This is a genomic window from Rhizobium sp. BK456 (genome assembly GCF_014194045.1).
Classification (GTDB): Bacteria; Pseudomonadota; Alphaproteobacteria; order Rhizobiales; family Rhizobiaceae; genus Rhizobium; species Rhizobium redzepovicii.
Window position 1 is genome coordinate 294040 of the sequence record NZ_JACIAO010000001.1, and the last position, 24441, is coordinate 318480.

34 protein-coding genes are annotated in these 24441 nt (G+C 60.1%); 1 reads left to right on the forward strand and 33 read right to left on the reverse strand.

Annotated features, from left to right (window positions below; genetic code table 11):
- Positions 1–11: 11 nt before the first annotated feature.
- Entirely contained in the window at positions 12–569 is a 558-nt protein-coding gene (locus FHX03_RS01675; RefSeq protein ID WP_183852238.1) for an HNH endonuclease, read from the forward strand.
- Here the strand turns inward: FHX03_RS01675 and FHX03_RS01680 are convergent.
- The 33 genes from FHX03_RS01680 to FHX03_RS01840 form a co-directional block, all read right to left on the reverse strand.
- A complete protein-coding gene (locus FHX03_RS01680; RefSeq protein ID WP_183852240.1) occupies positions 566–1204 on the reverse strand; it encodes a DNA transfer protein p32 in 639 nt (212 codons plus the stop codon). The two genes, FHX03_RS01675 and FHX03_RS01680, sit on opposite strands and share 4 nt — an antisense overlap.
- A gap of 4 nt (positions 1205–1208) precedes the next feature.
- Positions 1209–1679, reverse strand: coding sequence for a hypothetical protein (locus tag FHX03_RS01685; protein WP_183852242.1), 471 nt, complete (start codon positions 1677–1679; stop codon positions 1209–1211).
- The gene (locus FHX03_RS01690; protein ID WP_183852245.1) at positions 1679–2221 is read right to left on the reverse strand and encodes an aspartyl/asparaginyl beta-hydroxylase domain-containing protein; all 543 of its coding nucleotides are present in this window, start codon (positions 2219–2221) and stop codon (positions 1679–1681) included. Before FHX03_RS01690 ends, FHX03_RS01685 begins: the two co-directional genes overlap by 1 nt.
- Positions 2222–2227: 6 nt before the next feature.
- Positions 2228–2554: a hypothetical protein gene (locus FHX03_RS01695; RefSeq protein ID WP_183852247.1), complete on the reverse strand. Its 327-nt coding sequence runs from the start codon at positions 2552–2554 to the stop codon at positions 2228–2230.
- Positions 2551–4041: a hypothetical protein gene (locus FHX03_RS01700; RefSeq protein WP_183852249.1), complete on the reverse strand. Its 1491-nt coding sequence runs from the start codon at positions 4039–4041 to the stop codon at positions 2551–2553. The genes FHX03_RS01695 and FHX03_RS01700 overlap by 4 nt, the downstream gene beginning before the upstream one ends.
- Positions 4041–4526: an HNH endonuclease gene (locus FHX03_RS01705; RefSeq protein WP_183852250.1), complete on the reverse strand. Its 486-nt coding sequence runs from the start codon at positions 4524–4526 to the stop codon at positions 4041–4043. Before FHX03_RS01705 ends, FHX03_RS01700 begins: the two co-directional genes overlap by 1 nt.
- Complete coding sequence (locus FHX03_RS01710; protein WP_183852252.1) at positions 4523–5245, reverse strand: hypothetical protein; 723 nt, start codon at positions 5243–5245, stop codon at positions 4523–4525. Before FHX03_RS01710 ends, FHX03_RS01705 begins: the two co-directional genes overlap by 4 nt.
- Entirely contained in the window at positions 5245–5478 is a 234-nt protein-coding gene (locus FHX03_RS01715; RefSeq protein ID WP_183852254.1) for a hypothetical protein, read from the reverse strand. Before FHX03_RS01715 ends, FHX03_RS01710 begins: the two co-directional genes overlap by 1 nt.
- Positions 5475–5672 carry a hypothetical protein gene (locus tag FHX03_RS01720; protein ID WP_088940608.1) on the reverse strand — a complete coding sequence of 66 codons (198 nt, stop codon included), beginning with the start codon at positions 5670–5672 and terminating at the stop codon, positions 5475–5477. The genes FHX03_RS01715 and FHX03_RS01720 overlap by 4 nt, the downstream gene beginning before the upstream one ends.
- A 713-nt stretch (positions 5673–6385) precedes the next feature.
- Positions 6386–7600, reverse strand: coding sequence for a P22 phage major capsid protein family protein (locus tag FHX03_RS01725; RefSeq protein WP_183852257.1), 1215 nt, complete (start codon positions 7598–7600; stop codon positions 6386–6388).
- 185 nt (positions 7601–7785) lie between these two features.
- Positions 7786–8655 carry a hypothetical protein gene (locus FHX03_RS01730; protein WP_183852259.1) on the reverse strand — a complete coding sequence of 290 codons (870 nt, stop codon included), beginning with the start codon at positions 8653–8655 and terminating at the stop codon, positions 7786–7788.
- Positions 8656–8705: 50 nt separating this feature from the next.
- Positions 8706–8870: a hypothetical protein gene (locus FHX03_RS01735; RefSeq protein ID WP_183852261.1), complete on the reverse strand. Its 165-nt coding sequence runs from the start codon at positions 8868–8870 to the stop codon at positions 8706–8708.
- Complete coding sequence (locus FHX03_RS01740; RefSeq protein WP_183852263.1) at positions 8870–9190, reverse strand: hypothetical protein; 321 nt, start codon at positions 9188–9190, stop codon at positions 8870–8872. Before FHX03_RS01740 ends, FHX03_RS01735 begins: the two co-directional genes overlap by 1 nt.
- On the reverse strand, positions 9191–9469 hold the full coding sequence (locus tag FHX03_RS01745; RefSeq protein WP_183852265.1) for a hypothetical protein: 279 nt from the start codon (positions 9467–9469) through the stop codon (positions 9191–9193).
- Positions 9466–9771: a hypothetical protein gene (locus FHX03_RS01750; protein ID WP_183852267.1), complete on the reverse strand. Its 306-nt coding sequence runs from the start codon at positions 9769–9771 to the stop codon at positions 9466–9468. Before FHX03_RS01750 ends, FHX03_RS01745 begins: the two co-directional genes overlap by 4 nt.
- Before the next feature lie 27 nt (positions 9772–9798).
- The gene (locus FHX03_RS01755; protein ID WP_183852269.1) at positions 9799–11883 is read right to left on the reverse strand and encodes a portal protein; all 2085 of its coding nucleotides are present in this window, start codon (positions 11881–11883) and stop codon (positions 9799–9801) included.
- The gene (gene terL, locus FHX03_RS01760; protein WP_312865329.1) at positions 11883–13445 is read right to left on the reverse strand and encodes a phage terminase large subunit; all 1563 of its coding nucleotides are present in this window, start codon (positions 13443–13445) and stop codon (positions 11883–11885) included. Before terL ends, FHX03_RS01755 begins: the two co-directional genes overlap by 1 nt.
- The gene (locus FHX03_RS01765; RefSeq protein ID WP_183852968.1) at positions 13417–13887 is read right to left on the reverse strand and encodes a hypothetical protein; all 471 of its coding nucleotides are present in this window, start codon (positions 13885–13887) and stop codon (positions 13417–13419) included. The genes terL and FHX03_RS01765 overlap by 29 nt, the downstream gene beginning before the upstream one ends.
- Positions 13888–13891: 4 nt before the next feature.
- Entirely contained in the window at positions 13892–14692 is an 801-nt protein-coding gene (locus tag FHX03_RS01770) for a hypothetical protein (protein WP_183852271.1), read from the reverse strand.
- 100 nt (positions 14693–14792) lie between these two features.
- Positions 14793–15368: a hypothetical protein gene (locus FHX03_RS01775; RefSeq protein WP_183852273.1), complete on the reverse strand. Its 576-nt coding sequence runs from the start codon at positions 15366–15368 to the stop codon at positions 14793–14795.
- 283 nt (positions 15369–15651) lie between these two features.
- Positions 15652–15909 carry a hypothetical protein gene (locus FHX03_RS01780; RefSeq protein WP_183852275.1) on the reverse strand — a complete coding sequence of 86 codons (258 nt, stop codon included), beginning with the start codon at positions 15907–15909 and terminating at the stop codon, positions 15652–15654.
- A 110-nt stretch (positions 15910–16019) separates the two neighbouring features.
- The gene (locus FHX03_RS01785) at positions 16020–16235 is read right to left on the reverse strand and encodes a hypothetical protein (RefSeq protein WP_183852277.1); all 216 of its coding nucleotides are present in this window, start codon (positions 16233–16235) and stop codon (positions 16020–16022) included.
- A 241-nt stretch (positions 16236–16476) separates the two neighbouring features.
- Positions 16477–17259, reverse strand: coding sequence for a hypothetical protein (locus tag FHX03_RS01790; RefSeq protein WP_183852279.1), 783 nt, complete (start codon positions 17257–17259; stop codon positions 16477–16479).
- Positions 17256–17690, reverse strand: coding sequence for a hypothetical protein (locus FHX03_RS01795; RefSeq protein WP_183852281.1), 435 nt, complete (start codon positions 17688–17690; stop codon positions 17256–17258). Before FHX03_RS01795 ends, FHX03_RS01790 begins: the two co-directional genes overlap by 4 nt.
- On the reverse strand, positions 17687–17899 hold the full coding sequence (locus FHX03_RS01800; RefSeq protein ID WP_246699180.1) for a response regulator transcription factor: 213 nt from the start codon (positions 17897–17899) through the stop codon (positions 17687–17689). Before FHX03_RS01800 ends, FHX03_RS01795 begins: the two co-directional genes overlap by 4 nt.
- On the reverse strand, positions 17896–18222 hold the full coding sequence (locus tag FHX03_RS01805) for a GcrA family cell cycle regulator (RefSeq protein ID WP_183852283.1): 327 nt from the start codon (positions 18220–18222) through the stop codon (positions 17896–17898). The genes FHX03_RS01800 and FHX03_RS01805 overlap by 4 nt, the downstream gene beginning before the upstream one ends.
- Positions 18219–18839 (reverse strand): hypothetical protein, encoded by a 621-nt coding sequence (locus FHX03_RS01810; RefSeq protein WP_183852285.1) that lies wholly within the window; start codon positions 18837–18839, stop codon positions 18219–18221. The genes FHX03_RS01805 and FHX03_RS01810 overlap by 4 nt, the downstream gene beginning before the upstream one ends.
- Complete coding sequence (locus tag FHX03_RS01815) at positions 18836–19447, reverse strand: hypothetical protein (protein WP_183852287.1); 612 nt, start codon at positions 19445–19447, stop codon at positions 18836–18838. Before FHX03_RS01815 ends, FHX03_RS01810 begins: the two co-directional genes overlap by 4 nt.
- On the reverse strand, positions 19444–19728 hold the full coding sequence (locus FHX03_RS01820) for a hypothetical protein (RefSeq protein WP_183852289.1): 285 nt from the start codon (positions 19726–19728) through the stop codon (positions 19444–19446). The genes FHX03_RS01815 and FHX03_RS01820 overlap by 4 nt, the downstream gene beginning before the upstream one ends.
- Positions 19725–21794, reverse strand: coding sequence for a DNA cytosine methyltransferase (locus FHX03_RS01825; RefSeq protein ID WP_183852291.1), 2070 nt, complete (start codon positions 21792–21794; stop codon positions 19725–19727). Before FHX03_RS01825 ends, FHX03_RS01820 begins: the two co-directional genes overlap by 4 nt.
- Entirely contained in the window at positions 21794–23239 is a 1446-nt protein-coding gene (locus FHX03_RS01830) for a DnaB-like helicase C-terminal domain-containing protein (protein WP_183852293.1), read from the reverse strand. The genes FHX03_RS01825 and FHX03_RS01830 overlap by 1 nt, the downstream gene beginning before the upstream one ends.
- A complete protein-coding gene (locus FHX03_RS01835; RefSeq protein WP_183852295.1) occupies positions 23236–23802 on the reverse strand; it encodes a hypothetical protein in 567 nt (188 codons plus the stop codon). Before FHX03_RS01835 ends, FHX03_RS01830 begins: the two co-directional genes overlap by 4 nt.
- Positions 23799–24404 carry a hypothetical protein gene (locus tag FHX03_RS01840; RefSeq protein ID WP_183852297.1) on the reverse strand — a complete coding sequence of 202 codons (606 nt, stop codon included), beginning with the start codon at positions 24402–24404 and terminating at the stop codon, positions 23799–23801. Before FHX03_RS01840 ends, FHX03_RS01835 begins: the two co-directional genes overlap by 4 nt.
- Positions 24405–24441: the final 37 nt, after the last annotated feature.

Below are 24441 nucleotides of genomic sequence, written 5' to 3' on the forward strand. Positions count from 1 at the left end.
GGAGCGATCGAATGGCTAAGCCAACCTATGCGCAAGTGCGCGAAATTCTCAAGTACGATTCCGAAACCGGCAAGCTGTTCTGGAAAGAACGGCCTATATCCAGTTTCGTTGATGGCGAACGATCAGCATCGTGCCGGGCTGCTCGATGGAACGGTAAGTACGCTAACAAAGAAGCCTTTACGTGGTCCACGCACGCCGGGTATCGGATGGGCCGGATTGCCTATGAGGCATGCTACGCCCACCGTGTTGCATGGCTTTTGATGACCGGCGCATGGCCGGTTGATGAGATCGACCACATCAATGGTGATCCCTCGGATAATCGATTCGTCAATCTTCGTGAGGCGACCAGCACCATAAACCGAAAGAACCAGAAGCGGCGATCCGACAACAAGAGCGGTGTAACCGGTGTCGTATTCTACAAAGCTTATTCGCAATGGACGGCATACATCCAGGCTGGCAGCAAGACAAAATGCCTTGGCTACTTTCAAACCAAAGCAGACGCTGTTAGAGCAAGGAAGGCCGCAGAACGCGAAAACGGCTACCACCAGAACCACGGGCGATCTAGCTAGCGGCCGTACATCCCCCCGCTCTTTAAGTAGTCATAGCTGGCGTACGAATTCACTCCATTCGTGAGGGCATTAGCCGCCCCATTTATACCAGCTGCCTGAGCGTTGCCCCCTTGTATTAAATTGTTGCCGATCGACTGCCCCGTCTGCGTGGCATAGGCTCCGGTCTGCGCGGCCGCACTTTCGCCGAGAGACGCAAGGCCTATCAGCCGGTTATAGGCGTTCGTCTGGTTGGTATTCGCGTTGTTGAACTGGTTCTGGTACGTCGAGTCCGCCAGCCCGGTCGCGAAGGTCGCAGCGCCCTTGAGAGCCGCCCCCGATGTGCCGAGCCCGCGCGCCGCCGCGCTGCTCTGCGTGGACTTCAGCCCCTGCGTGAGGTTGAACTGGTAACCCGGTGTTTTTTCAAGCGTTGCCTGATCCATGACGATCGGCGAAGTCAGTTCCGTGAGCCGGTTGGAAAGCATCTTCGTGGCGTCTTGGCCGGCCGTATTGTACGGCAGCAAATCCTCACGGGTCTGCTGGTACATACGCTCCTGAACATCGGATGCTTTCTGCGTCGACTTCGCCTGCATAGACGAGCCGGCAAGCGATGCCCCTGCCCCGACGACAGCGCTGCCCACGACTGCGGTTGCAACCATCTCTTCAGTCCTTGTCCAGAAATTGCCAGAACGTGATTTCCGTCTCGAAGAAGCCGAGCTCTTCAAGGATCGGCCGAACGTATTTGGCGTGTCTCGATTTCATGCCGATCTGCGCCAGCCGGATTCCGCGGCGCTTGCATTCCTTCAGCCATGCCGAGAACAGCGTCTTGCCGCCCTCAAGGCCGCGGCGGGTGGGATAGACGAAGAAGATATCCCCGGTCGCCGTGAGGCATGACTGATAGTGCATGCCGGGCGCCACGAAGGAGACGAGATAGCCGATCAGTCGTCCCTCTTCCCGTAGCGTCACATAGAGCACCTGCCCTGCCGCCGCGCGGGCGAGATAGAGCCCGTACTGAGGATCAAGCGGGATGCCGGCAAGCTTGTGCTCCGACAGTTCATCGTAGTGCGCCGGCAGCAGCGGCTTGGCCTCTTCCAGCGTTTCAGGCGTGAGTTCTTCGACAGAAGCGACGATCATCATGCGCACCTGATATCAACGATGCAGACTATGCGATCGTCTTTCGAGAAATTTTCGACAGAGTGCTCGGTGCGATTGTCGATCATGTAGACATCGCCTGACCTGAAATTCACGGTCTCATCGCCGATATGGAAGAGCGCACCAGGCAGGCTCTGAAGCGCGATCTGGTAGCGGTGAAACCACTCGGCTGGCGCGCCCTGATCGACATGCGGCGTGATCGTCTTGCCCGGCGGCAGCTTGGTGATGATGACACGGCCGAGCTGGATGCCTTCCACGGTGCGCATGAGATCGAAGATCATCGAGCGCAGCTGCGGAAGCTTCTCCCATGCCGGGAACGGGATCACTTCCTTGTCGTTGATGATCCCCTCGGCCATCTGGTCGAGCGAATTGAAGAATACCAGGATATCCGAAACCTCGGCATGTGCGGTGCCGGGATGCTGCGTCCTGATCGGGTTCGCGTCCCAGAGCTCCGGCTGGCGCTGCAGGGCGTTCATCAGCGGGGTGACGTTCACACCGGCTGCAAGCTGCTGGAAATATCTCATAGGACCTCAAAGCGGGATGAAGTTGATGGTCGGAGCGACCGAATAGGTAACCGTCACCACATCGCCATTGGCGACCGCGATAGTACGCGTGGTGCCGAGAGCGACGACTGTTCCGGCCCTCGTGAGGGTGACCGCCGTCAATGTCCCGCCGGAAATCCCCACAGTGCCCCGCTGAGAGGCGGTGAAGCTCGTCGGGGATGCAGACACTGCAACGGCCGATATCGCTGCTGGTGAGCCCAGGAGAGCCCCAAAGAAGCGCTGCCATACCGGAGTGACGAAACCGCCTCCATCGACAAGCGGCTGGTTTGAGTTCGGGACGATCGGCGTGGTCATGTGGCGAGCGCCGTGGTTTCGATCCACGCCCCGTTCAGGCTGGTTTTCACCGGCGCCGACCAGGAGAGTTCGAACACCCGATCTCGAGCGTTGCCAAGACTGCGCCATTGCGGCGATATCAGATGCTGGCCGCCGGAGCCCATGGACTGGATTACCGGATTGCCGAAGGAGGCGCCTCGGTTATCGCTCCACCGAAGGGAGAGCTTCCATGGATCGCTGGTCATGTTGCCGCCGGTCTGCCCGACCTCGATATCGGCGACGAACTGGTTGTACTGGACGCGCTTGCCGTTGTTGACGACATGCGGGAAAGTCCGAATGCGCGGGATCGGAACAGTGCCGTCGAGATAGAAGGACTGATCGTAGACGTAGAGCGCGCCGTTCTGATAGTCGCCGACAAGCCCCTGATTATAGGCGAAGGCGAAGCAGTTACCCCGATGCCGGGCGAGATTGCCGTTGCCGTCGATCGATGCCCGCTCATGCCATTGTCCGGTGGCGAGTTCATAGGCCCATGTCCTATTGGCATCCGGGAAGGTCAGGACATAAAAGGCGTGGCCGTCGATCTGGTGGCAATAGCCGATCCCGTCCGAAATGACGTTGTAGCCCTGGATATCGGCCTCGATCGCGTGGGTGGAGATGCGCTTGACGCCATAGCCATCGGAGCGAACCACGACCGCCTTTCCCTGCCGGTCCATCGCCAGCCAGAACAGATAGATATCCTGCTGAGACAGGGAGTATGGAGCGGCACAGCCATGATCGCAGAACGCGCCCTGGATGCGGCCGAAGGTGAAATCCGCGGCTCCGGTGTTGGCCCAGATCTCCGACGTCAATTCACCGATCAGCCACAGCTCGCCATGGATCGCGGCCACCGCCACGACGTCATCGGCCGATCCGGTCTTGGCGGCGATGTCGAGCGCGTCAAACCCTGTCCCACCGATCAGCATGGCATAGGTGACGTTCGACACCGAGATATAGAATTGCGCCGTGCCGGGCCGGTTGAGGATGAAATAGGTGTCCAGATAGGTCACCCACGTCCCGCCGTAGAAGTTCGTCGCCGAGATCGTCCCGAAAGCCGACGACGACATGTCGATGGCATAGCTGGTCGCTGTCCCATCGACGATGACGATTGCCAGGCCATTGTCGGCGAAGATCAGCGGGTTGAGGCCGATCGGAACCGTTCCGAGAGCGGTCCAACCGAAGGTATCGGAGATCGCATAGATGACCGTTCCCGATGGGCCGTTGACCGCGGCGTAGAGCTTGCCGTCGGTTGCTCGATAGGTCGCCCGCATCCGACCGATGGTCGGCGACTGCGAGACCTTGCGCAGCCCCGGCGTCGGGTAATGGGTGACCGGCACCGGCGGCGTTCCCTCGGGCGGATTCTGCTCCGGGTAGAGGTTGACGCACCGCTGGGCGGCCGCGATAAGGCTGCGGGACTGGTATGCCCCGCCGAGCAGCGGTAGCCGGGACGACCTGGTTGGCGAACTGGCCATTACGCGAAGTTCCGATGGCCATATTCGCCGTGAAGCGACAAGGAGGCGGCGTCATATGCGCGGGCCGCATCTTCCTCATGGTGGTAATACCCGAGATAGGTGCGTTTACCGTGGGCATTGATGTATGCCACCCATAGATTGACGCGCTTGTTCAAGCAGACCCCTTTAAACCGCGAATGGTTTCCTTGCCTTGGAAGGACGTTGCATTGGTTCTGCTGCCTCGTCACGATGCGCAAATTGGTCTTTCGATTGTCGAGTGTGTCATGATTGATGTGGTCGACCACAAGCCCTTTCGGAGCGTGCATGATAACCCTATGCATCATCAGAACCTGATGAGTGACGAGAGCTCGAGCTTGCGCATAATGGTTCTTCCCCTGCGGGCAAGCATGCCACGATCTGGCAGCGCCCATGACAATGGCGTAGTCTTCCGCATCGATGATGGCTTCGCGCCCCTTAGTGAGGGGAATTCTGATAAAATCGCTCATGGGTCGTACCGGTCGGCAAAAATATTATAGTTGCTGCCGCCCCTCACCAGATCGCGCGGCATCTGCAGCGACGGGATCTGCGCATTCGAGTTGCGGATGACGTTCAGCGCGCTCTTCGCCAGGCCGATAAGCTGCGGGTCCATCGGCATCTGGTATTTCACCTTCAGCCTGACAGCGAGGTTGACGCGCAGTGCCTCCTCATATTCCGGAGGAAGATTGACCTCGGAATTGAGGCTCGCGAATGCCGTGAGCGTGGCCTTGAGCGAGAGGTGGATCTCATACTGGTTCGAGGGCACCGGCCAGATGTAGACGTACCCCAAGGGATAGCCGGAGTCGTAGAACAGGCAGGCCGGGAAGGAATCCATGCTCTTGAGGGCGATCTGGTTGTAATCCTCGCGGGAATTGAGGATATCCAGCGGATAATCCACCTGATTGCCCGGCACGCCGACTACCTGCCGGAAGAACGCGGCTTCCACGCGATCCGGACGGGGATAGTTGAGATCGCCGCCCGATCCTATGGAATAGTTCAGCGACCCGTCTGCCTGGAAAGCCACGTCGATCAGGTGATAGACAAGCCAGCGCTGGCGCGACCATTGCGCCATCATCGCATTCAGCCGCTTCAGGCCGTCGTTGATGTCCTCGGCAAGCGCCGTCTGGCCCACGCCGATGGCGCCGGCATCCTTCAGCGCATCATTGATCAGATCGCGGGCCGTGGTCATCAGTTAGCAGCCTTCGGCTTCGGGGCGCGGGTGGCTTTGGGCTTGGGAGCAGCCTTCGGCTTCGGGGCGCCCTCCCCTTCATTGTCGGCGCCGGAGCGCAGTTCCAGCTTCGGAGGCTCAGAGACGCCCCATGCCTCAAGCTGCTCACTTTCGCGATCGGCATCCCGCACGATCACCTGCTCGCCCGTCTTCGGGTGGTAGAGCATCTTCGGGTATTCCTGGAATTCTGTCATTGGTCGGTTGCCTTCGGATATCTGACGTCGGGCTGTGCCTCGCCCCAATCCGGGCCAAGAGCTTGCTCTTCCTCGATGGTATCAACCGATCGAGAAACACCGGTCAGGCGGTTGTAGAGGAGCTTCGGGTATTCACGCGAAGGGCGGCCCGAAGACCGCCCCCCTTTGTTGAGCTTGAGGTAGATCGTGGACATTATCCGTCCCTTTTGCGTCTGACATAGACGCGGCTAGTCTTCCGAGGAGGACGAACCATTTTCCGTGGGTCGGTCCATCCGTAGCGGATGCGAGATCGAAGCGTGGGAATGGGAACCCCATACTTCTTCGAGGCTTCATCCACCTTCATCGGACCTGCTGGCGTGTCGATCAGCCGGCTGTCCCGCCGATTGTCGGCCTGTTCCTTCGCCGTTGCCCATGTGCAGTTTCCGGGCTCGTAGTTCCCGTTTACTTCCACACGTTCAATCGAGAGGCCGTCTTTCCACGTCGGGCCCATGTCTTCCCAGAACGCCTCGAAAGATCTCCAGCGTTCGCACACAGAGATGCCGCGGGCACCGTAAAGATAAAAGCTGTCGTTGTTCTCGTTCTCGCACCGGGCATGCATGTAAACCCAACTACGATACGCGGGATGTCGGCTTAGACCGTGCGTCGTCTGCCTCTCTGTTTGGAGTGCCTTCGCTAAGCACCCGCAGCTTTTGGACATGCCTCTCTTGAGATCGGCCGCCCATACGCTCTTTTCAGTCCCACAATCGCAGCGGCAAAGCCAATAAGGCATCTTCCCTCTGCTCTCGTGGAAGCGGAGAACGCTCCAATTGCCGAAGCGTTCTCCAGTGATATCGACCTTGAAACCCATGACAAACCTCTCTATTTCTAGATCATTGTTTTATCATGGTTTTATAGCGAAAGTAAATCGCTATACGCGGTCAGCTACGACGACACCCCACTCACCACGCGGCCACGTCCATCCGTAGATGACGTCGAGGCGGGTGGCGAGCTGATCGGTGCCGACCACGTAGGCGGTGATCATGCGCATGGAGATGCCATCCTGCTGGCGACGTGCGGCCTCGTGGACGCCCTTCGGCAGGACGAGGTCGGCCGTGGCCATGGTGACGGCTTCCGGTGCGTAGGCGATGTTCTTGCGGTAGATCTCGCTCGGCTTGCTGGCGAGAGCGAGGGCTGCAGCGTTGGCCGGGGAATCCACCACGGTCTGGTACTGCACCGCCTGGCCGCCCGAGCTCGGCACGATGGCCGGGTAGATCGGGACAGAAGTCGCGCCGCTGGCGACGTCAGCTGTCACCACGAATTGGCGAAGCTTGCCGGTGGACTGCTTCGTCACGCGGTTGACGGCATAGACGCCGGCAATGGTGATGATGTCGCCCTTGGTCAGCGTGCCGGTGATGGCATTGACGGTCAGCGTGTTGCCGGACTGGCCGGCGCCGTTCACCGTGCCGGCCGTGAAGGTGCCGGAGGTGTGCTTGATGACGGTCTGGTCCATGTACCAATCGAACGACAGCGCGTTCTTCATGGAGCCGGTGCGGTACTGCTGGGAGACCTCCTGCGACGGATTGAAGAGACCGGAGAGCGTCGAGACGACACGGGCTTCCGTGTATTCGTCCATGACGATCTTGCGGCCGGGCATCTGCGGCGCAGAGTTGGATTCCAGAGCGGACTTCGCCTGGAGAACCGTGTCGGCGGTGGGCGAGATGATGTTGCCCGAGCCGTCGGTGTTGGAGACGAAGTTGCAGACGTTGCCTTCGACGGACGACATGACGTTGAGAGCGACAGCGCCGGCGAGGTTGTTGATCATCGGCATCAGGACGCGCTCGGAATAGTCGTCCAATTTCATCGTGCGCTCGGCGGTGCTGAACGACACGTCAACGCCCTGCTGGGTGGAAAGCGGCAGGGAGGTGTATTTTTCGGAAGTGTCCTGCGCCTGGAGCGCCGTGCCGGTACGGACCGTGAAGTCGTTCGGCAGGCGGATGCGCAGGCTGTCGCCGATCTTGGCGCCGTCGACCGCGAACTGCGAATCGTACTGCGTGTCGATGTTCTGGATGAACATGTTGGAGTTTTTGAACAGCGACACCGCGGCGCGCGTGATCATGTCGATCGTGAGGATCGAATTTGCCATGTTTCGGGTTCCTTGAAGCTATGGCCCTGTGGCCGTGCTGGGAGAGGGATCGCAGTCCTTTCGCTGCGATGTGCTTGCGGAGCCCGAGTGCCGCGTATTCCATGCTGGGCGATGCCTGGATATCGGACCAGTGACCGAAAGAGCCCCGGATTGCCTGCCGGGTCAGGTTCATGCGGTTGCGATGATCAGCGCTTCAGTTTCTTCGCCATCATCGCGTGGTAGTCCCTGCTCCATGTTTCCTGATCAACGTCAGGATCATCGATGGCAGTCGTGGTTTTCGCCGATCCTCCGACCGGCGTCACCGGCGGGGGAACCTTGGAAATTGGCTTCGGTGCGGGTGTGGCAGGCTTTGCGAGCTTGTCGCCCATTCGCGCGATCTCCAGCGCCATCTTCACCGGCGACAGAGACAGGATGCGCTCCGCCTCTGCCGGGTTGCGGCCGAGTTCGGCAAAGACCTGATGGCCGTTGTCGAGTTCGGTGATCGCATCGAGGAATTCCGGCTTGGTGTTGATCTCGTGCCCGAAGGCCGAGACCAGAGAGACGCGAGCATCGTCGAAGTCGGGGATATCGGCGACACCCTTTTCGAAGGTGGCGTTGCAGGCGGCGTTTCGCCTTGCGATCTCGGCGTTGACTGTTTCCTCGCGTCGGATGGCTTCCCGTTCCTGCCGGCGGATTTCTTCGATGGATGGCGGGGTGCCATCTGCCGGGGTTTCGGTTGGTGCTGCTCCGCCGCGAGCGCGAGCGAGTTCCGCCTCGAGTTCACGAGCGCGCTGTTCGGCTTCCCGACGCTTGTTCGTCTCCTCGTGGATACGCTTCATTTCCCATGACAGCGGCTTTTTCTGCTGCGGCTTGGGAGTTTCGGGCTGCTGCTGTTCTTCGGCGCCGGCTGTGGCTTCGGAGCCTTGTCCTTCACCTTCGCCGCCTTCGGTGTTTTCACCTTGGCCGGCGTCTGTATTGAGTTCGTCATTGTTCAGCTCCGGTGCTGCTTCGTTACCCGGATTGGCCGCAGCTTCGCCTTCCGGCTGGCCCTGCGTGGCCGTCAGAGAGTTGTCCATGTTTCACCATGTCGAGAGCCCTGTGTGCCGCACAGGTACGGAGCCACAGATTACCCGCTGTGTCGGGAACTGGTCTTGACGTCCATGCAGTGCGGCCAGCGCTCAGCGTCATAGGCGAGCTGCTGGACCTCTTCCATGCGATCGTCGATCGGCTGCGGTTGCCGCTTCTGGACGCCCATCGCGCGGGCTGTGTTGCCGATACCGGAGAAGGCCATCAGCTTGCGTCCACCACGGCGCACTTCTGGCCAGGCTTTGCAGCCCAGTCGCGGGTAGCGCCCGCCGGGACGAGGTAGTGGGTTCCAGCGACCGCCGTTGGATTGGTTCCGAAAGCCACCCATACATTACCGAGCGCTGTGATGATCCAATAGTGCTGGCGGCCATCATCCGGGCAAGTGATCGAAGCCTGTGCTGACGCCGCGCTTGAAGCGACGGTCGTCGAAAGTGTCGGCTCTGCATCAGCGGACGGCATCACCGCATTGAGGCCAGAACTTGCTTTGTTGCTGACCGATGTCAGCGCTACGCCTACGGTTGCCATTTACTTCCCTGCCTTTCCGCAAAGGCCAGAGAGCTTCTGCGCCTGTTCCTTGGCCAATGCCTCGACGTCGCGCATCAGGCCCCGGTCCTTCTTCAGTTCCTCGGCGCGCATCAGTGTGCGCATCGCGTCTTCGGTCTTCCACCGCTTGTCTTCGGCGGCATAGGACGGGCTGACAGACAGGCCTTTCGAGCCAGACGACTTCGAAACCGTTTTCGCCGGAGCGGCCTTCGGAGATCCGCCGGCCTTGGCAACCGGCTTCATCGATGCTGGCTTTTTCATTGAAGGGTCCTCATGGAAAGTGATGGTGTGCCGGCGCTCGACCGTTCCTGAAAGAGCGTCAGGGCATCGTAGATGGCTTCCTTCTCGTGCTCCGACGTGCCCGGCAGCGCGAGGACGCCGGTCAGGCACTCGATCGCCACCGGGATGTGATCGGTCCAGTAGCGCCGGACGAACTGCCGCTGCGATCCGGCCTGAGCCCTGAACTGATCGGTGCGGTGCATGTCGTAGAACGCCCCGGCGATTTCCTGGGCCGTGTGCTTGATGAGCTTCGGCACTTCGCCGGCTCGGATCTGGAGAAGCATGGTATGGCTTGCCCTTTCTGCGCGTCGTCAGGCGGCGTTCGCCGGCGGCTGCATCTGCGGCGCCGGTTGCGGCTGTTGCTCGCTGGTGGGCTCCGGTGAACCGCCCTGCAGCATTTCCGCCATGAGTTGGATGAAGATCGGACGGACCTGATCTGGCGTGATCGCCGGCCCAGAATTGCCGATGGCCGAAAGCCGCTTGGTGTCGGCGTCGTATTCCTTGATCCGTATCTCGTCGGACTTGTCGTTCAGCTTCTCGTTCAAGGCCGCTATGGCGTTCTGCATCGCCTGCATCTGCTGCTGCATCTGCTGGACCTCGGGAGGAGGACCATCGCCCTTGATCGCTGCCGGGATGGTCTTTGCCCACCGCTCTGCAAGTTCATCAGCCATCGGGAAGTCGGCAGCCTTGAACATCAGGTCACCGGCCACGTTCATGAACTGCTGGTTCTGCGATGCGATCTGCGTCATCGCGTTGAACGCTTCCTGCCGACGGGTGGCATAGCCGGGGCCGACATCCGACTGGACTTCATAGCGCCCGACGGTCGGGTTGAAGATCACCGATGCCTTCTGCTCTTCCTGCTCGACCTTCTGATGGGCGTCGGGCTGGCTCGGATCGATCGTGACATCTGACTCCTCGCCATCCTTCGCCATGATCTTGATCACCCGCTTGGTATCGTAGATCTTCGGGATGAGATCGATCAGGATCTTGCCGGTGAAGCGGATGGCGATCGCCAGGTTGTCGATGAAATGATACGTGGCCGTGTCGCCCTGGCGCTGGCGCTCATTGATCGCCTTGCCCGATGTGGCGTTCTCGTTTTGCCCGAACTGCGACTGATACTGCCCCGAGGACATCATCATCTGCTCTTGGGAGAGCTGCATGCCCTGGATATAGGCGGAGGCCATCTGTGGCGGCTGCTGGCGCTGCGGCGGGGGAATGGGCTGCCCCGTGTCTGTCAGCGCATTGTAGGGCAGCACGGCGGCGTTATCGACGTTGCTCTTTGCCCAGTAGGTCTCGAGCCCTTCAATGGCCTGCGCCGGCGCGATATACGGGCTCTTCGACTGAAGCGCGACCTGTGCGGTGCCTTCCGAAGCCCAGTAGTTATACATGCGCTGCGGGTCTTTCTGCGCCCGCGTATGGCCCTTGCGATCAAGCTTGCCCTCGATCACCGTCTCCTTGCCGATGACGCGGACGATCGGGACGTACTTCCCGAGCCATGGGCGGCTGTCGATAACCGTGCTGCCGGCGATCTTGTACCAGGTGATCTCGTCGGTCAGGATCTCGCGGCGCTGAGTATCCTCGGCCTTCTCCACCAGTGCGAAGATGGCTTTCTGGTTATCGTCCATCTTGGACTTGCGGACGATGATCTGCTGGCCGGCTTCCTGGTAAGGCATCGGCACGATGAAGGCGAGGAGCTCGTCTTTCTTCTGCTCCTTGCGGTAATATTCGCAGATCTTGATCGTGTCTTCGGTGACCCAGGTATCGCCGGCATTCAAAGCGACGTCCGCGGCATCCTTGTGGTCTGGATACTCGGCCTCGAACTGCTTGCGCGGCACGTCCTCGAACACGAAGCCATAGCGGGCATCGGACCCATCGGCTTCGGAGATATCCTTGTCCAGATAGATCGACAGCGGGTTCTTCACCCGGCGGATGAAGATTTCCTGATCGAAGCTCTCTTCCGACACATAGTCGGTGACGATGCGCCAGTAGCCGATGCCGCCTTCCACCTGATGCTCGGAAGCCGTGTCATAGGCCTGCTCGGCGTTGGACTGGTATTCGATGTGGCGGACAACCCCCTCGAAGACCTCGGCTGCTTCATAGGTCGCCCCATCCCCGACCGGCCGGATGTTAACACCGGGCTTGTTCTGCTTGGCGTCGTTGACGATCTGGAAGTTGTGCTGCTGCGTCTTGTTGATCGTGAGGCAGGGCTTGCCATCACGGGCGCTGACAACTGCGTCATCCCATTGCCAGCGGTTGTCGGAATCCCCATTGGCGAACTTGGTGTCCTCGATGAACCGCTTGCGGGCGTCGGACTCCCATGTCGAGCACAACTCGGCGCGTTCCTTGGCCTCCTTGACGATCTTTTCGTCTTCGGAAAGCTTGTCGCGAGGGGCCATCACTTCATCCATGATTGCGCCGCCGAAGCCGGCGGCAGTTTCAGGTTTGTCTTTGCGGGCAGGTTGACCTTGGGAGCGGCCGAGATGCTCAGCAGTCGCCCGAAGGCGCCGGAACTGGCGTCGACCTGGTCCTTCAGCGCTCCACCGGGGAACATGCAGAGCTCGTCGAGGTAGTCGTCATTCCATGCGCCGCGGATCAGGTAGACGTTGCCGGCCTCGCATTGAGCGGCGTATGGCTCGGCTCGGATCACCTTGTCGCCACTTTCGGGCTCAGCTTTCACCGTATAGCCTGCCAGCATCTTGACGTAGTCCTGAGCCTGCACCTTGCCCGCCTGACCAGGATCTTGCGGCAGGCTGATGTAGACGCCCTTCCCGTCGATCTCAGCGGTGGTCGAGATCAACAGGCGAACTGCGTGGCCTTCGGCTCGATCCTTGGCGACATGAGCGACGACAAACGTTCCGTCTGGCTGCCTACCCATCTTCACGCCTGCGGTCCTTGCCGAGGTGCTGCGCGCGCTGGCGGCAAGGTCCCAATGACGAACCCAGACAGTTCCGGGCTGCGCCTGGTCAATCATGTTGTCGGCGAACCATTCGCGCTTGAACATGCCGCCATCACGAGGCGACGGGCGCTGCTGGTACTGGCCGGCCCAAGCATATGTGCCCTTGCTCTTCTTGAGCCGCTCGACCTCGTCGCGAGGGAAGCGCTCGGGAAAGAGCAGTTCGCCTTCGACCTTGCGAGGATCTTCAAAGAACAGCTTGCCATCGACATAGGTCCGGCACGGGCCGCCGGTCTTCTTGCCCCCGACGATGCGCTCCGACTCGAACTCCATCGGCAGGTTGAGATGGATGAATCCAATATCAAGCTCAAGCGCCACGCCGGCTACGTCCTGCATGTGCAGGCGCTGCATGATGATGGCGATCGCCGATTTGGTCACATCGTTCAGGCGGTCCGAGATACCCTCTCGGAAGATACGAACGCCATTGGCGCGCTCGGTATCGCTCTCGGCCGTCTCGGTCGAATGCGGGTCGTCTATCTTCACGCGGTCGCCACGACCGCCTGTCATGGAGCCGAAAGGGCGAGCTTCGCTGAAGCCGTTGCCGACGTTCTCGAATTTCCCCTTTGCGTTCTGGTCGTCCCGGAGCTTCAGTGGCCAGAGCGTCTGGAACTTCGCGCTCTCGATGATCCGGCGAAGCTTGATGTTGTCGCGGAAGATGTTGAGCTGGCTGTAGGAGGTGGCCAACACCTGAATGTCGGGGCGCTCACATGGCCCCCACTCCCACGCGGTCCAGAATACCAACAGCAGCGACTTCATCATGCCAGGAGGCACTGTGATCAGCAGAAACTGGATCTGCCCGGCTGTCACGGCCTCCAGATGCTTGCACATCGCCCGGAGAGCCCATCCGAACCGAAGCTCTCGCTTAGGCTCAAGGATAGGCCAGAACTCCTGTATGAAGCCTTCCAAGGTCTGGCATCGCGCACGAATGATTTCCGCGTCCTGGGCAATCCTCTGCCGTTCAGCGGTAGCAGCCCGTCTAGCTCTCTCCTCCCGTATCGCCTTCATCATCATCGCCGGCGGTACCGGCAATCGGACCGAGGATAGTTTCGAGGCGCGAGAGGTCATCTTCACTCAGGTGCGAGAGATCGACTGTCTGGATCGGGCCGCCATTGGCGCCGGTGTGCTGATGTTTCGATGGGGCATAGCTGCCCTGCATCTTGTTCGCCTCTGCAATGGCAGAGATGGCCGTACGGCGATCATCCTTGGCGGAGGCATCATAGATAGCCTTGAGAGCGATAAGCCTGTCAGCGGCGCTCCATTCGGCTTTGTCGGCCACTCTGGACTTGATCTCGGCAACTCGGGCTCGGATGCTATCTTTTGCGCTCAGCCTGGCGGCATTGCTGCGGTGGGGCGAGAAGCCGGCGGATGCATAAGCGTCGTCAGCGGTGCCACCCTTCGCAAGGGCTTGAGCAAACGCCTCATGCTTTGAGTTGCGAAGGACCGGCAATGGCTCAACCTTCAAACGTCATGTTGTTCTGGGCGCAGTAGCGACGGAATGCCGCCTCATGGAGTTCGCCCGGCTTCATGTCGATCGAATGGCCCATGGTGCCACCCTTCCATGAACCCTTGCGGCGCCCTGTCTCGCCCGAGAATTCGATATCGAGAGAGCGTCGGATCTTGGCGGGTCGGAAGAGCGAGAGCCATTTGAAGTAGCCCTCGCCGAACTTCCATTCCCGCTCTTCGATGCGCGTAACTGCCTTCAGGTCCTCGCCGTCGAAATCTTTGAAGGCGAATGTGCGCGCCGGGCATTCTTCCTTTGCTCGACGGGCCGGCTCGAAGTCGTATCGCTCGCCGGGCTTGCGCTGCTGCTCAGTCCAGAAGTGGCCGCCTGACAGGTCATAGAGGCTGTGACGAACGAAGCGCCACTGCGTCCACGGCAGGAAATAGCCCTTGCTGCGGTCTGTAGTGCTGTCGCCGGTCGAGCGTCCGAGCTTCAGCTGCAGAAAGCCTTCGCTATAGGAGAAGCCGAAGACGCGTTCGTCCGTCTGTGTGTAGCCCTGTCGACCGTCTGGACGGACATGCGCCCAATGCTGGCCGGTCAGATCCACCCACTCCGAATGGGGCTTGATTATCTGCGGCAGGCTGACAATCAGGGTGAAGCCGTAGCAGCTGAACCGGGCAAAGCATCCGCCCTCGTCATCGTCATCACCGCCGGAGCTGATGAGCAGCGCGAGGTGTTTGTATTTCCGATCGATGGCAAACAGGAATGGCCCGAGGTGGCGATCATTGTCGCCCCAGCGTCTTGCGTACATATTGAGATCCTTTGTCGGAAGGATGGGGAGGAAGGCGGGGCCGACACCCCGCCAACCCGTTGCGCAACCTGTGTCGGCTATGTCGGCGCCGATTGATGGATCAGTACAGCAGCGCGACCGGGCCGCGAGCAGCGGTGTAGGTCGTCGGCGGGGTGATTGCAGCGCCGGTGCCGAACGTACCGGTTGCCGAGCCGGTGAGCAGCGGCGTGGACGGCGCGTTGTACTGGGCAAAGCGGGCCGTGGTGCCGTTGAGCTGCAGGGCGATGAAGTAGGTGCCGGGCTGGGCATTGTAGGGCGCCGTGAAGGCGATGCGCTGATAGGTGCCGGCGGTGCCGACCAGAGTGCCGGCCGTTGCCGAGGTGGCGACCAGTGCGCCGGTGGAGTCGTGAAGCTCGACGATCGCATTGTCCGTGCCGCCGGTCGCGCCGATCAGGAACTGGACGCCGGTGATCTGCTGGGCAACGCCGATCGATGTCGAGACATAATAGCGGGTGCCGGAGACCGGGGTGGCGCTGACGTTGTTGGCGAGCATGTTCATGACGGCAGCCAGATGCACCAGGGATGCCGCTGCAGTGATTGGCAGAGAGCCGGTGGCATTGGTCGTGTCGAGCAGGGTTTTTTCCGAGCCGTAGAGCGGGCCGATCGAGGGCACGCCATTGGTGAGAAGACCGGACATTGGTGATTTTCCTTTCGGTTGCAAAGAAAAAGGCGCTCAAGGCGCCCGCGTCATCCGGTCTTGCCGGAATTGGAATTTAGCCCAGCTTGCCTGCTTGCACCGGTAATGAGCTTGCCCGCTACGGCGCCGGTGTTCCTCTTCGATACGAGCATGGCCTTGTCATCTGGTCGCTGGTTGGGCCCGGCAGGAGTACCGCCGCAGCGGTGTGGAATATTATTTCAGAGAGGCTTTATCCGGCCGGTGGGCCGGTGCCATTTCGCGGCTAATGAGCGATATGAATTTTCTACAAAAGCACGCCGTGAGAAGGCACCAAAGGAACGTCCCCGCTGCTCGTGGTCTGGACATAGCCGCCCGCTTGCGCTGGATTCCATGTGAAATAGTCATCGAGAGCCGGAAGGATGACGCCGCCTGGGATAAGGCCAGTGGGCGCGACGTATTTGCGCGTAACCTTCCCGATCTTGCAATGGCGGATGACGGCGTTAAGCCGGTTTTCGAGCTGCTGGCCGCGGTAGTCTTCATCGATGATGACTGTGTGGCTCATCTCGCTCTCCTCACCAAACGCAGGGATCTTCACAAACCAGCTTGGCGCCGATCTTCAGGCGGATCTTGCCTATGCGGCAGTGCCAGTATTGGGTGCGCAAGAGGTGCATGTCAGTCTCGCGGCGTGCCGTCAGGATGGCGGGTGACGGCGACGTTGGCCCACATGGCGTTGGAGCGATGGTTGCGGATGACGAACGTCTTATCTGGGCCGTCAGGCAGGATCTCAGCGAGAGCCATACCATAGACTGCGGCAGCTTCACGAAGCTTTGCCATTGCGGCCTTCTGCTCTTCGGTCGGCAGAAGGTATTCGTATGTCGAAGGATGCATTGTCACTCTCCAAATGGAAAACCCCGCCATTGCTGACGGGGCTGACGAGACGACTTCCACGTCTCTCCGGGTATAGCGCTCCCGGTGCTTCTGGACGCCGGGGAGGCCGAAGCCTCACGCGCAACGCGCTCCCGAACGATTAATGCAATTGGCACCGCCCACCAGATCCTACATCAATACCCCACGTAGAACGCAAGGCTTCGGTTATGGCAGGCGGTAGGCTACACCCGCGTGTAGCTGTCTATGCGGCCTGACGCCTGCGCTCCTCGCGCTCCCGCCGTGCCTGATTTCTTGCCTCAGACCAAGAAAAGTCTCTCGCTTCGAGAACACCGATCGGGCTGAAGGCTGTATCATCCATGATTGACCGCAGGCCTTCTTCGCTAACCGATCCGGCTCCGATCATGTCTGAAATATGCTCGAAAACCTCACCAACAGGCAACACCCCGAAAGGGCTACTTACGTTATTGGGTGAGCTTCCCCGAACAAGATGCTGTTCTATAACAGCAATTGCCCGATCCTTTCGACGCGAACCAGTCATCTCGTGGATGCCTTCCGACTTGCACCATGCGGCGAAGGAGACATCCTTCCTCGTGCGCTTGTGGAACTTAAGCTTTTGCCGTCCGAGCTTCTTTGATCCGATGCGGATCTTGGTTTGCTGAGCATCGAGCTTGCCGATCTTTGCCCGAGCCCATGCCCATAGAGCGCGTCGGTTGCCTTCGTCGGAGACCAGAACGATCAGTTCGTTTGCTCGTTCCCATGTCGCAAGGTCGTCGGGTTTCAGCCGCTGGTTCTCCTCGTCCCACCACTTCTGCACCCAGTCTTCGAAGGGATTGTCGTCGGCGTGCAGCTGCTCGCGGAACTCCCCGAAGCTGACGCCGGTCTTGATCCGCGACTTCACGTCTTCCTCGGTGTGGACGAAGGGAACCCATGAGCCTTTGAGCCGCTTCGGGCTGGCGTTGATAGGAAGCCGGCCGTCGATCCATGCCGCCTTGATGAAGAGGTCTGCGATCTCGGTCTTGTTCACGATACTCTCCTGTCGCTGAATAGGTCCGGTTGTGTCGCCCTTGGGCCGAAGGCTATGGCAATGCGCTCGGCCAGCATCCCGACGAGGGCGTAACGCTGATGCTTCAATGGTCTGGCAATATACTGCAGTTCGCCCACAGGAGCCGCGTCAAAGGCTTTGAGCCATTCGCTGGTATGTTCCTCCACCAGATGGTGATAGGTCTCCACGAGGTCGCTACAGGCCCACCAGAGGAATTTATCGAGGTAGGCCGCATTGTTCTCGGTTTCCGCCAACGTGACGAGCACCATGCGGAAATGGCCTTCCCCCTTGGAGTTGAGAATCCGTTCCATCGTGGTGACAGCGCGCGTCTCCCGAATGCCAGGGTACGCCCGACCGTCAACGATGCGTATGCCGTATTCTTCGCAAAGGGAGGAGACGCGCGGATCGATCATTTCACTAATCCATTCCGAAAAGCGAACGCCACGAGCGCGGTATCCTTGTAGACGTCGGCCTTCTCCTTCATCCTCGCCTGATAGGTCCGAACGGTATGCGTCGACAGGGAGAGGATCGCGCTCATCTCCTCCGCGGTCTTGCCTTCGCATAGAAGGTTGAGGACTTCCAATTCCCGGCGGGTCATATGAACGGTCTGCGGCTCCGTCATTGCGTAATCCCCCCCGTTGGAATCTGCAGGATGATCGGCGCCGGACCGTCTATGGTCGGAACGCGCGGCATTGTGACTTCAGCCCCTGATACCGTGATCCGCTTCACGCGATCAGGATGAAAGACTTTCGGAGGAACCTCATAAGCAACCGGCTCCCGATGTTTCTGCCTTTCAGGGAAACGTGGGCGGTTACGATGTGCCATGCTGATGACAGTGTTCTTCGTCGAACCCACCACCTCAGCAATGGCACGGGCCGTCAGGCCTTCACTCCAAAGCTGCTCTGCCTTGGCGATCCGCTCCTCTGTCCAGAACAGTTCGGTCATGGCGCGCTCTTCCCCCTCCTCGGCCAATGCATGCGACGGGCAATGAAGCGGATAGAACGATCTGAAACGCGATAGGTGGCATTCATTTCGCTATAGAGCATGCCGCCACGATAGGCCCACTCCAATGAGCGCATGAACGTCATTCCAGGTTCCAGAACGAGACGCATCGATGTCTGATCTTCCGTTGGCCTCTGGCCTTTGAATGTTTTGTAGACGCAACTGTGATCGCGCTTCAGAATGCGGCTGATCTGCAGTTCCTTGAGGCCGAATTTTTCCCGCAATTCCCAAGACAGCATCCGGCGAGCCATCGCAAAGGGGAATAAGTTGAAAGGTGCTACGATCTCATCAGCCGTGAACCCAAGTTCCAAAGACCGGCGCCCTAAATATTCCCTCGGCGTCTTCGCGAAGGCCGATGAGACACGGTAGGCAGTGACGTGCGCATCGAACCTGTCCGCATCGCTCCATACGAGCCTCACTGGCGGGCGTTCGGTGGGTTTGGGGGCCGGGATAGCCTTCTGCTTATCGATCGCATTCGGCGGGTTCAGGAGGCGCTGCCGGCGAGCCCATCCCTCGGATAGGTAGGTGGCGACGTCGAAGGATTGAGATTGGATGGTCATGCACCAATCTCCTTGGAGGCTTCGGACAGCCAAGCCCAATTTCTGCCTACATGGATATTCGCAATAGTCCCAATCGCCACGCCGAACCGCTTCGCTAGTTTGGTCTGCGTTTCTTTTCCCTTGAGGGCGATGATTTCGAGGACATCTACCTCTGTAAGCTTTGCCACCCCACTTCGTTCACCTCGGTTGTGCGTGCCGTGAAGCAGCCTGTCTGCATTGTTATCTGCCGGTGTCTTCCACGATAGGTGCCCAGGCGAAATACATCCTTGGCTGCCCTTGCCGCATGAGTGTGCGGCTTCGTGCTCGGGTGTTGGCGGAGCGCCGTGAACCAATTCGCAGACGTAGCGGGAGACGACAAAGGGCTTTCCTCCGTTCCAGACCTGTCCATAGCCGCTAGTATTCCTACCAAATGGCCATGTAAGACAATCGTCGCCGACATGATGAAGGGCAACTTCGTGGATAAAGCGAAGCGGTTCGCCTTGGAATGTTCCGCCGCCGAGCGGGTCACCATACTTGCGCAATCGATCGTAATGAGCACGACAGTAGCGGCTGCCGTGACGCCTCTTACCGCAGTCAGAAATCGAGCATATGCGTTCAATCCTTCTCATGCTGATGCTCCCCGGCGTTCGATCTCGGTGACTTTTCCATTGCGAAAAATCCGCTCAGCTTGGCTCTTGGCCGCAAAGACTACCTCTCCGTCCCTCTTCATCACTCGTTGTTCCAACGAATACAGCACGCGCCAGGCGGCGCATTCAGCCGCTTCAGGGGTTTTGAAATATGCCGGCCGGCCCTTTACCTGCACGGTGCGGAATTTCGCCGACCAGACTGGCCGGTAATGGCCTTCCCAGCCGTTGATGGTGCCGATGGCGATCGCTGCGGACTGGTTCATTCTGCTGCCTCCAGATATTCGGCTTCGGGCTTGGGTTTTTGCTTCGGAGCCGCGTCGGCCATGATCGCTCCGACGCACGCCTTCATCTTTGCCACCGAAACGGCATTGCCGATCTGCTTGATTTTCTCGGTCTTGGTGCCGGCGAACTCATAGGTCGCCTCTTCGGTATTGAAGCCCATGGCGGCGGCCAGTTCGTGCGGCTCGAGCATGCGGAAGAGGATGTCGTATTCCGGCCCGGCCTCAACGAAGTTGATATGGCCTGTTGCCGCGATCGTCGGGGTGGGTTGGTTGATATCGTGGACGCGCGGCGCTTGGCCTTCCCGCTCGCCGAACTGTGCCGCGATGAACGCGAACTCTCCGCCCTTTGCTGTGGTCATGGTGGGGACCGGGTCAACATCGATGTTTCGCGCCGTCGCTCCGCCGTTTGAATTGGTGACCGGCACCACCATGCCGAAACGGCCTTTGCTGGTTATGGTCGGCAGCGCATCGTCGACATGATTGCAGGTCTCACCGGAGCCCGAGCCGTAGTAAGGCGAGATCAGCGCGTGCGCAGCGCCATTGCCCCCGGTCGTCTGGGTCGGGATGGGCTCGCTGACGCCGCGAGGTGAACCGCCTGACGCCTGCGACAGGACGAACGGCTCTATTACCGCGTAGGAGCCGCCGTCGCCGTGGATGGCCCCAAGCGGCTGTTCGATGTCATGCGATCGGCGCCAGTTCGGATCGCGCTCACGTGCATCGTTGCCGTGGGCCACCGTCACCAGCATGGGACGGGCACAGCCAGGCCTTTCCTCATTCGCCGCGCCGCCGGTCGTGATGGTCGGCAGCGGGTCATCCGTAGACCGGGGCGCGCCGCTGTTGTGCTGGGAAAGAACCATCGGCTCTGCCAGCCAGACGCCGCCCTTGGTGTCGAGCGTGGGTATGAGGCCTTCAGAAACGCCTTCGGCCTTGTTGCCCTTGCGCCCGTTCATGATGATCGGCTCGGCAGCATAGAGGTGGCCGGCGTGGGACGTCTGGGTCGGGAGAGGTTCGCTCGACGAGGTCGCCGTGGATTGGCCTTTCATGTTCACGATGACCGGCTCCGCCACGGCCATTTGGCTGCCGCCCGCAGTGATCGTGGGCAACGGCTGCTCTACACCGCGGGGGCGCGGCCCGGCCCCTTCTTTGCCGTGTCTAGGAGAGACGATCACCGGCTCCGCGATGCCGATATGCGTGCCATTGGCGGCTATGGTCGGCAGGGGCTGGTCCATCCCCTGCGCGGACATGTGGTTGCGGAGGATGACGAGATAGGGTTCGGGCCACCCGAACTTCTGAGCGCCGGCATAGATGCGGGCCAGGGTCTTCGGCGCCAGCGGCTTCTTGCGGTTGAAGATCGACCGGCCCTTGATCTGCCAATCGATGATCTCGCGCGCCGGACGCCACGGCTTTGCGGCAGAGAATAGATCGGCGTTGACCTCGTCGCGCTTTCGGTGGGTCGGCATTGGCCAATGGATCTTGCGGCCGTCGGATCTCCCCATGAGGATGAAGCGCTGACGCGTGGTCGCGTCCCCATAGTCGGCGGCGTTCAGCTTGCGCCACTCCAGTTCGAAACCGAGGCGCCTAAGCGTTTCCGTCCAGGCATGGAAATATTCGCCCTTCCTCGATGCAATCGGCCGGCCAGTCTTCATGTTGACCGGGCCCCAGCCGATGAACTCCCAGACGTTTTCGATGATGATCCGCTTCACGCGAAGCTCGGTCAGCCAGGTGATGATGTGCCACGGGTCGCTGCGCTGCTGGTCGCTGGTCGGCTTGCCGCCGCGCGCAACGGAATGATGCGTGCAGGTCGGAGACGCCATCAGGAGGTCAAGGTAGCCTTCAGGGACCAGGATATGCGGGCGCACGGTCGAGATGTCCTGAACGAAGTGCCGGGCCTCTGGATGGTTGCGTTGGTGGGTGTCGATCGCCACCGGCCAATGATTGACGCAGACCAATTCCATTTCCAGGCCAAGCTCGGAAAGCGCGCGCTGCGCACCGGTCGACGAGCCGCCGGCGCCGCAGAGAAGATCAGCAACGAGCATTTTGCGCGCCATTAAAACAATTCCTTTTCACGTTCTGGGACGATGGAGACGTAGCGGGTGAAAGCAGCGTCGAAATTGACGCGCTCGACGATGGTAGGATCACCCCACCTGACCTTGATCGCGGCAATCTCGGCAACGCCCTCGATTTCCGACCCGAAGACGGTGTTGATCACCTTCCAATCCTGGGCGGTGGCGGCGACCTTCTCCATTTCCTTCTTGTATTTTTCCGGCCGGTAGAGAGTGATCACGGCGTCATAGTCGGCGCGCGCGTTCTCGCCGCCATAGAGGTCTTTGGCGATCGGCCGCGGGTTCTGCCGCTTGCCGCTCTCTCCGTTCCTCTGGTTGAGGATGAGGACGGATGCGGCGACTTCATCGGCCAGCGCCTTGAATTCGACCGTCACGTCACCCGAGATGCGGTCTGCCGAGAGCTTGTCATTCTTCGGTTTCACCTTGCCGATGTGGTCGAGCACGATGAATGGCGTCTTGCCGTTGCTTTGCTTCTTGATGAACCGTCTGGCGTAGGCCATGAGCCTATCCACGCCTTCACGCTGGCATCGGATGATTTCGAATGGTTGGCCGCTGATCCAGTTGGCAAACGAGATGCACCGTTCCTGCTCGGACTGAGACATGAGCCGCATCGGCTCCCGCTGCTGCCTGCCGCTGATCTGATGAACCTGGGAGATCATCTGACGCACGCATTGGGCGGCAGATTGGTCGTAGGAGAGGAACAGAACCGGGTGGCCCTCGCGCACCGCGTGGTGGATGAGCTGCATCGTCAGGGAAGATTTTCCTTCTCCCGAGCTCGACAGAAGCCCGTAGAGGTTGCCAGCTTCGAACACCGGCTCCGACAGGACGCGGGCGATCTCAGGCAGGGCGATGGGAACGCCTATCAGGCCATCGCGCTTGGCGGACGCCTGAAAGGCCGACAGATAAGAAGAGCCGGGAGACGCGATCGCCGTCGTCTCGGAGAACCTGGCGCGCAACTCACGTAACCGCCCCTCGAGTTGTTCGATCTCATCCCCGAGGGTCAGAAGGGTATGCCCTTCCTTCGCAACGCTGACGGCGAATTCCGCCTCGCGCTGCAGTTCTCGGGCGAGTGTCGTGCTCTTGATGGTCTGCACCGCCCGTTCGAACATGGATCTTCGATGCGTGGCGGAGCCCATCAAGAAAAGATTCTCGACGTATTCGGACGGCGAATAAGGAAGCTTGGGAATGGCGAGCGGAAGGAACGGCTTGATTGATACCGGATCGGCGATCTGGTGGCTGGCGACAATGGAATTGATCTTGTCGAAGATGGTCTGATGCAGCCCTTCGACAAAGTCCGACCACTCGAGGCCGCATTCCGAAAGCAGATCATTGGAAGCGAGGATGCAGGCGAGAACCGTTCTCTCGGCTTCGAAGATATCGTCCTCGGTGATCTTGTCCATGAAGTCGCGGCGATTTGGCAATTCGTTCACGAGGCTCTCCCGGCGTAGAGGATGACAGGCGAGCGCGGCAGGCGTGGCCTTTCCGTCCAAACGTACCAGGCATGGTCTTCGGTGCCGGTGACACCGTCGAGCGTCCAACTGATGCGATCGACGAGGGTGATCTTGGCGGCGAAACGTGGGTTCTGGCTGAACAGGTGACCGCGGGTATTTCCGAAGTCGAATTTTGCTGTGAGGAGGAGTGCCACAAGGCCCTTGCAACGGGTCAGCGCGTATTCTGCGAACAGCCTCGCTTGGCGGTTCCCTTTGCCATAGGGGGGATTGGTGATGATGGCCGACACATCCGGCCACACGCCATGAGGCTTCAAGAAGTCATAGATGGAGTCATGCTCTCTGCCATAGACAGCGATGTCGGAAGTGTAGACGGCGTCGGCCTTTTCCTTCAGGACATCCGCCATCAGGTGGTTGCCGGCCGCCGGTTCCCATACAGTCATCCAATCCACCGGAAAGTGCCGCAGTAGCGCTTCGGTCACCCATGGCTCTGTCTGGTAAAGATCGTTTTCGGCGCGGGCATATTTTGAAGCGGTTACCGTCATGCCACCGCCCTCTCGTTCCGCTGCATGCGCAAATCCATGAGGGGCTGCTGGTACCGGCCGGCGTGGATCTTCATCTCGCGGACGCCCCAGCAGATCGCCAGAGCGCAGGCCTCCGCTGCGTTATGGGCAAGCGCCTTCTGCGTGGGGAGCTTGATGCCGATGCGCTCGCATTCGGACACCGCGGCGCTCTTCCAGTCCTTCTTGCCCTTGTTGTCGAGCGGCGGCTTGAAAGTTTGGCCGTAGAAGCTCTTGCGCCAGGTGGCCGGCGGCAGAGTGCCGTAGGGAATTCCGAAATTGGCGATGGTCGAGACAATGGCCGTCGTCGCGATCCACGGATAGAGCATGGCGTCTGCGCTGGTGTTGCCGATCTTGGCGAGCGACTGCTCCTCGAGCACGACCCAATCTGGCCTTCCATGCTCGCGGATGAGCGCTGCGACTTTCAAGCCGATCTGATCGCCGGTGTAGTAGTGGTCGCTCTTCTCCGGCATCTGGAAGACGCCGCATTTGATGTGGGAGAAGTTCCGATCGGCCTTCTGCTGATCTGGATCGTAGACGCACCAGCCGGTGGATTTCGAAGGGTCAAAGCCATAGATGATCGTCATGGGCGCCTCGCGGGAGAGAAAATACCGGTCATTCGCG

Bases quoted from the DNA above. Each gene is read 5' to 3' on its own strand.
- FHX03_RS01675 (WP_183852238.1), top strand. From the start codon at position 12: ATGGCTAAGCCAACCTATGCGCAAGTGCGCGAAATTCTCAAGTACGAT.
- FHX03_RS01680 (WP_183852240.1), bottom strand. From the start codon at position 1,204: ATGGTTGCAACCGCAGTCGTGGGCAGCGCTGTCGTCGGGGCAGGGGCA.
- FHX03_RS01685 (WP_183852242.1), bottom strand. From the start codon at position 1,679: ATGATCGTCGCTTCTGTCGAAGAACTCACGCCTGAAACGCTGGAAGAG.
- FHX03_RS01690 (WP_183852245.1), bottom strand. From the start codon at position 2,221: ATGAGATATTTCCAGCAGCTTGCAGCCGGTGTGAACGTCACCCCGCTG.
- FHX03_RS01695 (WP_183852247.1), bottom strand. From the start codon at position 2,554: ATGACCACGCCGATCGTCCCGAACTCAAACCAGCCGCTTGTCGATGGA.
- FHX03_RS01700 (WP_183852249.1), bottom strand. From the start codon at position 4,041: ATGGCCAGTTCGCCAACCAGGTCGTCCCGGCTACCGCTGCTCGGCGGG.
- FHX03_RS01705 (WP_183852250.1), bottom strand. From the start codon at position 4,526: ATGAGCGATTTTATCAGAATTCCCCTCACTAAGGGGCGCGAAGCCATC.
- FHX03_RS01710 (WP_183852252.1), bottom strand. From the start codon at position 5,245: ATGACCACGGCCCGCGATCTGATCAATGATGCGCTGAAGGATGCCGGC.
- FHX03_RS01715 (WP_183852254.1), bottom strand. From the start codon at position 5,478: ATGACAGAATTCCAGGAATACCCGAAGATGCTCTACCACCCGAAGACG.
- FHX03_RS01720 (WP_088940608.1), bottom strand. From the start codon at position 5,672: ATGTCCACGATCTACCTCAAGCTCAACAAAGGGGGGCGGTCTTCGGGC.
- FHX03_RS01725 (WP_183852257.1), bottom strand. From the start codon at position 7,600: ATGGCAAATTCGATCCTCACGATCGACATGATCACGCGCGCCGCGGTG.
- FHX03_RS01730 (WP_183852259.1), bottom strand. From the start codon at position 8,655: ATGGACAACTCTCTGACGGCCACGCAGGGCCAGCCGGAAGGCGAAGCT.
- FHX03_RS01735 (WP_183852261.1), bottom strand. From the start codon at position 8,870: ATGGCCTTCTCCGGTATCGGCAACACAGCCCGCGCGATGGGCGTCCAG.
- FHX03_RS01740 (WP_183852263.1), bottom strand. From the start codon at position 9,190: ATGGCAACCGTAGGCGTAGCGCTGACATCGGTCAGCAACAAAGCAAGT.
- FHX03_RS01745 (WP_183852265.1), bottom strand. From the start codon at position 9,469: ATGAAAAAGCCAGCATCGATGAAGCCGGTTGCCAAGGCCGGCGGATCT.
- FHX03_RS01750 (WP_183852267.1), bottom strand. From the start codon at position 9,771: ATGCTTCTCCAGATCCGAGCCGGCGAAGTGCCGAAGCTCATCAAGCAC.
- FHX03_RS01755 (WP_183852269.1), bottom strand. From the start codon at position 11,883: ATGGCCCCTCGCGACAAGCTTTCCGAAGACGAAAAGATCGTCAAGGAG.
- terL (WP_312865329.1), bottom strand. From the start codon at position 13,445: ATGAAGGCGATACGGGAGGAGAGAGCTAGACGGGCTGCTACCGCTGAA.
- FHX03_RS01770 (WP_183852271.1), bottom strand. From the start codon at position 14,692: ATGTACGCAAGACGCTGGGGCGACAATGATCGCCACCTCGGGCCATTC.
- FHX03_RS01775 (WP_183852273.1), bottom strand. From the start codon at position 15,368: ATGTCCGGTCTTCTCACCAATGGCGTGCCCTCGATCGGCCCGCTCTAC.
- FHX03_RS01780 (WP_183852275.1), bottom strand. From the start codon at position 15,909: ATGAGCCACACAGTCATCATCGATGAAGACTACCGCGGCCAGCAGCTC.
- FHX03_RS01785 (WP_183852277.1), bottom strand. From the start codon at position 16,235: ATGCATCCTTCGACATACGAATACCTTCTGCCGACCGAAGAGCAGAAG.
- FHX03_RS01795 (WP_183852281.1), bottom strand. From the start codon at position 17,690: ATGATCGATCCGCGCGTCTCCTCCCTTTGCGAAGAATACGGCATACGC.
- FHX03_RS01800 (WP_246699180.1), bottom strand. From the start codon at position 17,899: ATGACGGAGCCGCAGACCGTTCATATGACCCGCCGGGAATTGGAAGTC.
- FHX03_RS01805 (WP_183852283.1), bottom strand. From the start codon at position 18,222: ATGACCGAACTGTTCTGGACAGAGGAGCGGATCGCCAAGGCAGAGCAG.
- FHX03_RS01810 (WP_183852285.1), bottom strand. From the start codon at position 18,839: ATGACCATCCAATCTCAATCCTTCGACGTCGCCACCTACCTATCCGAG.
- FHX03_RS01815 (WP_183852287.1), bottom strand. From the start codon at position 19,447: ATGAGAAGGATTGAACGCATATGCTCGATTTCTGACTGCGGTAAGAGG.
- FHX03_RS01820 (WP_183852289.1), bottom strand. From the start codon at position 19,728: ATGAACCAGTCCGCAGCGATCGCCATCGGCACCATCAACGGCTGGGAA.
- FHX03_RS01825 (WP_183852291.1), bottom strand. From the start codon at position 21,794: ATGGCGCGCAAAATGCTCGTTGCTGATCTTCTCTGCGGCGCCGGCGGC.
- FHX03_RS01835 (WP_183852295.1), bottom strand. From the start codon at position 23,802: ATGACGGTAACCGCTTCAAAATATGCCCGCGCCGAAAACGATCTTTAC.
- FHX03_RS01840 (WP_183852297.1), bottom strand. From the start codon at position 24,404: ATGACGATCATCTATGGCTTTGACCCTTCGAAATCCACCGGCTGGTGC.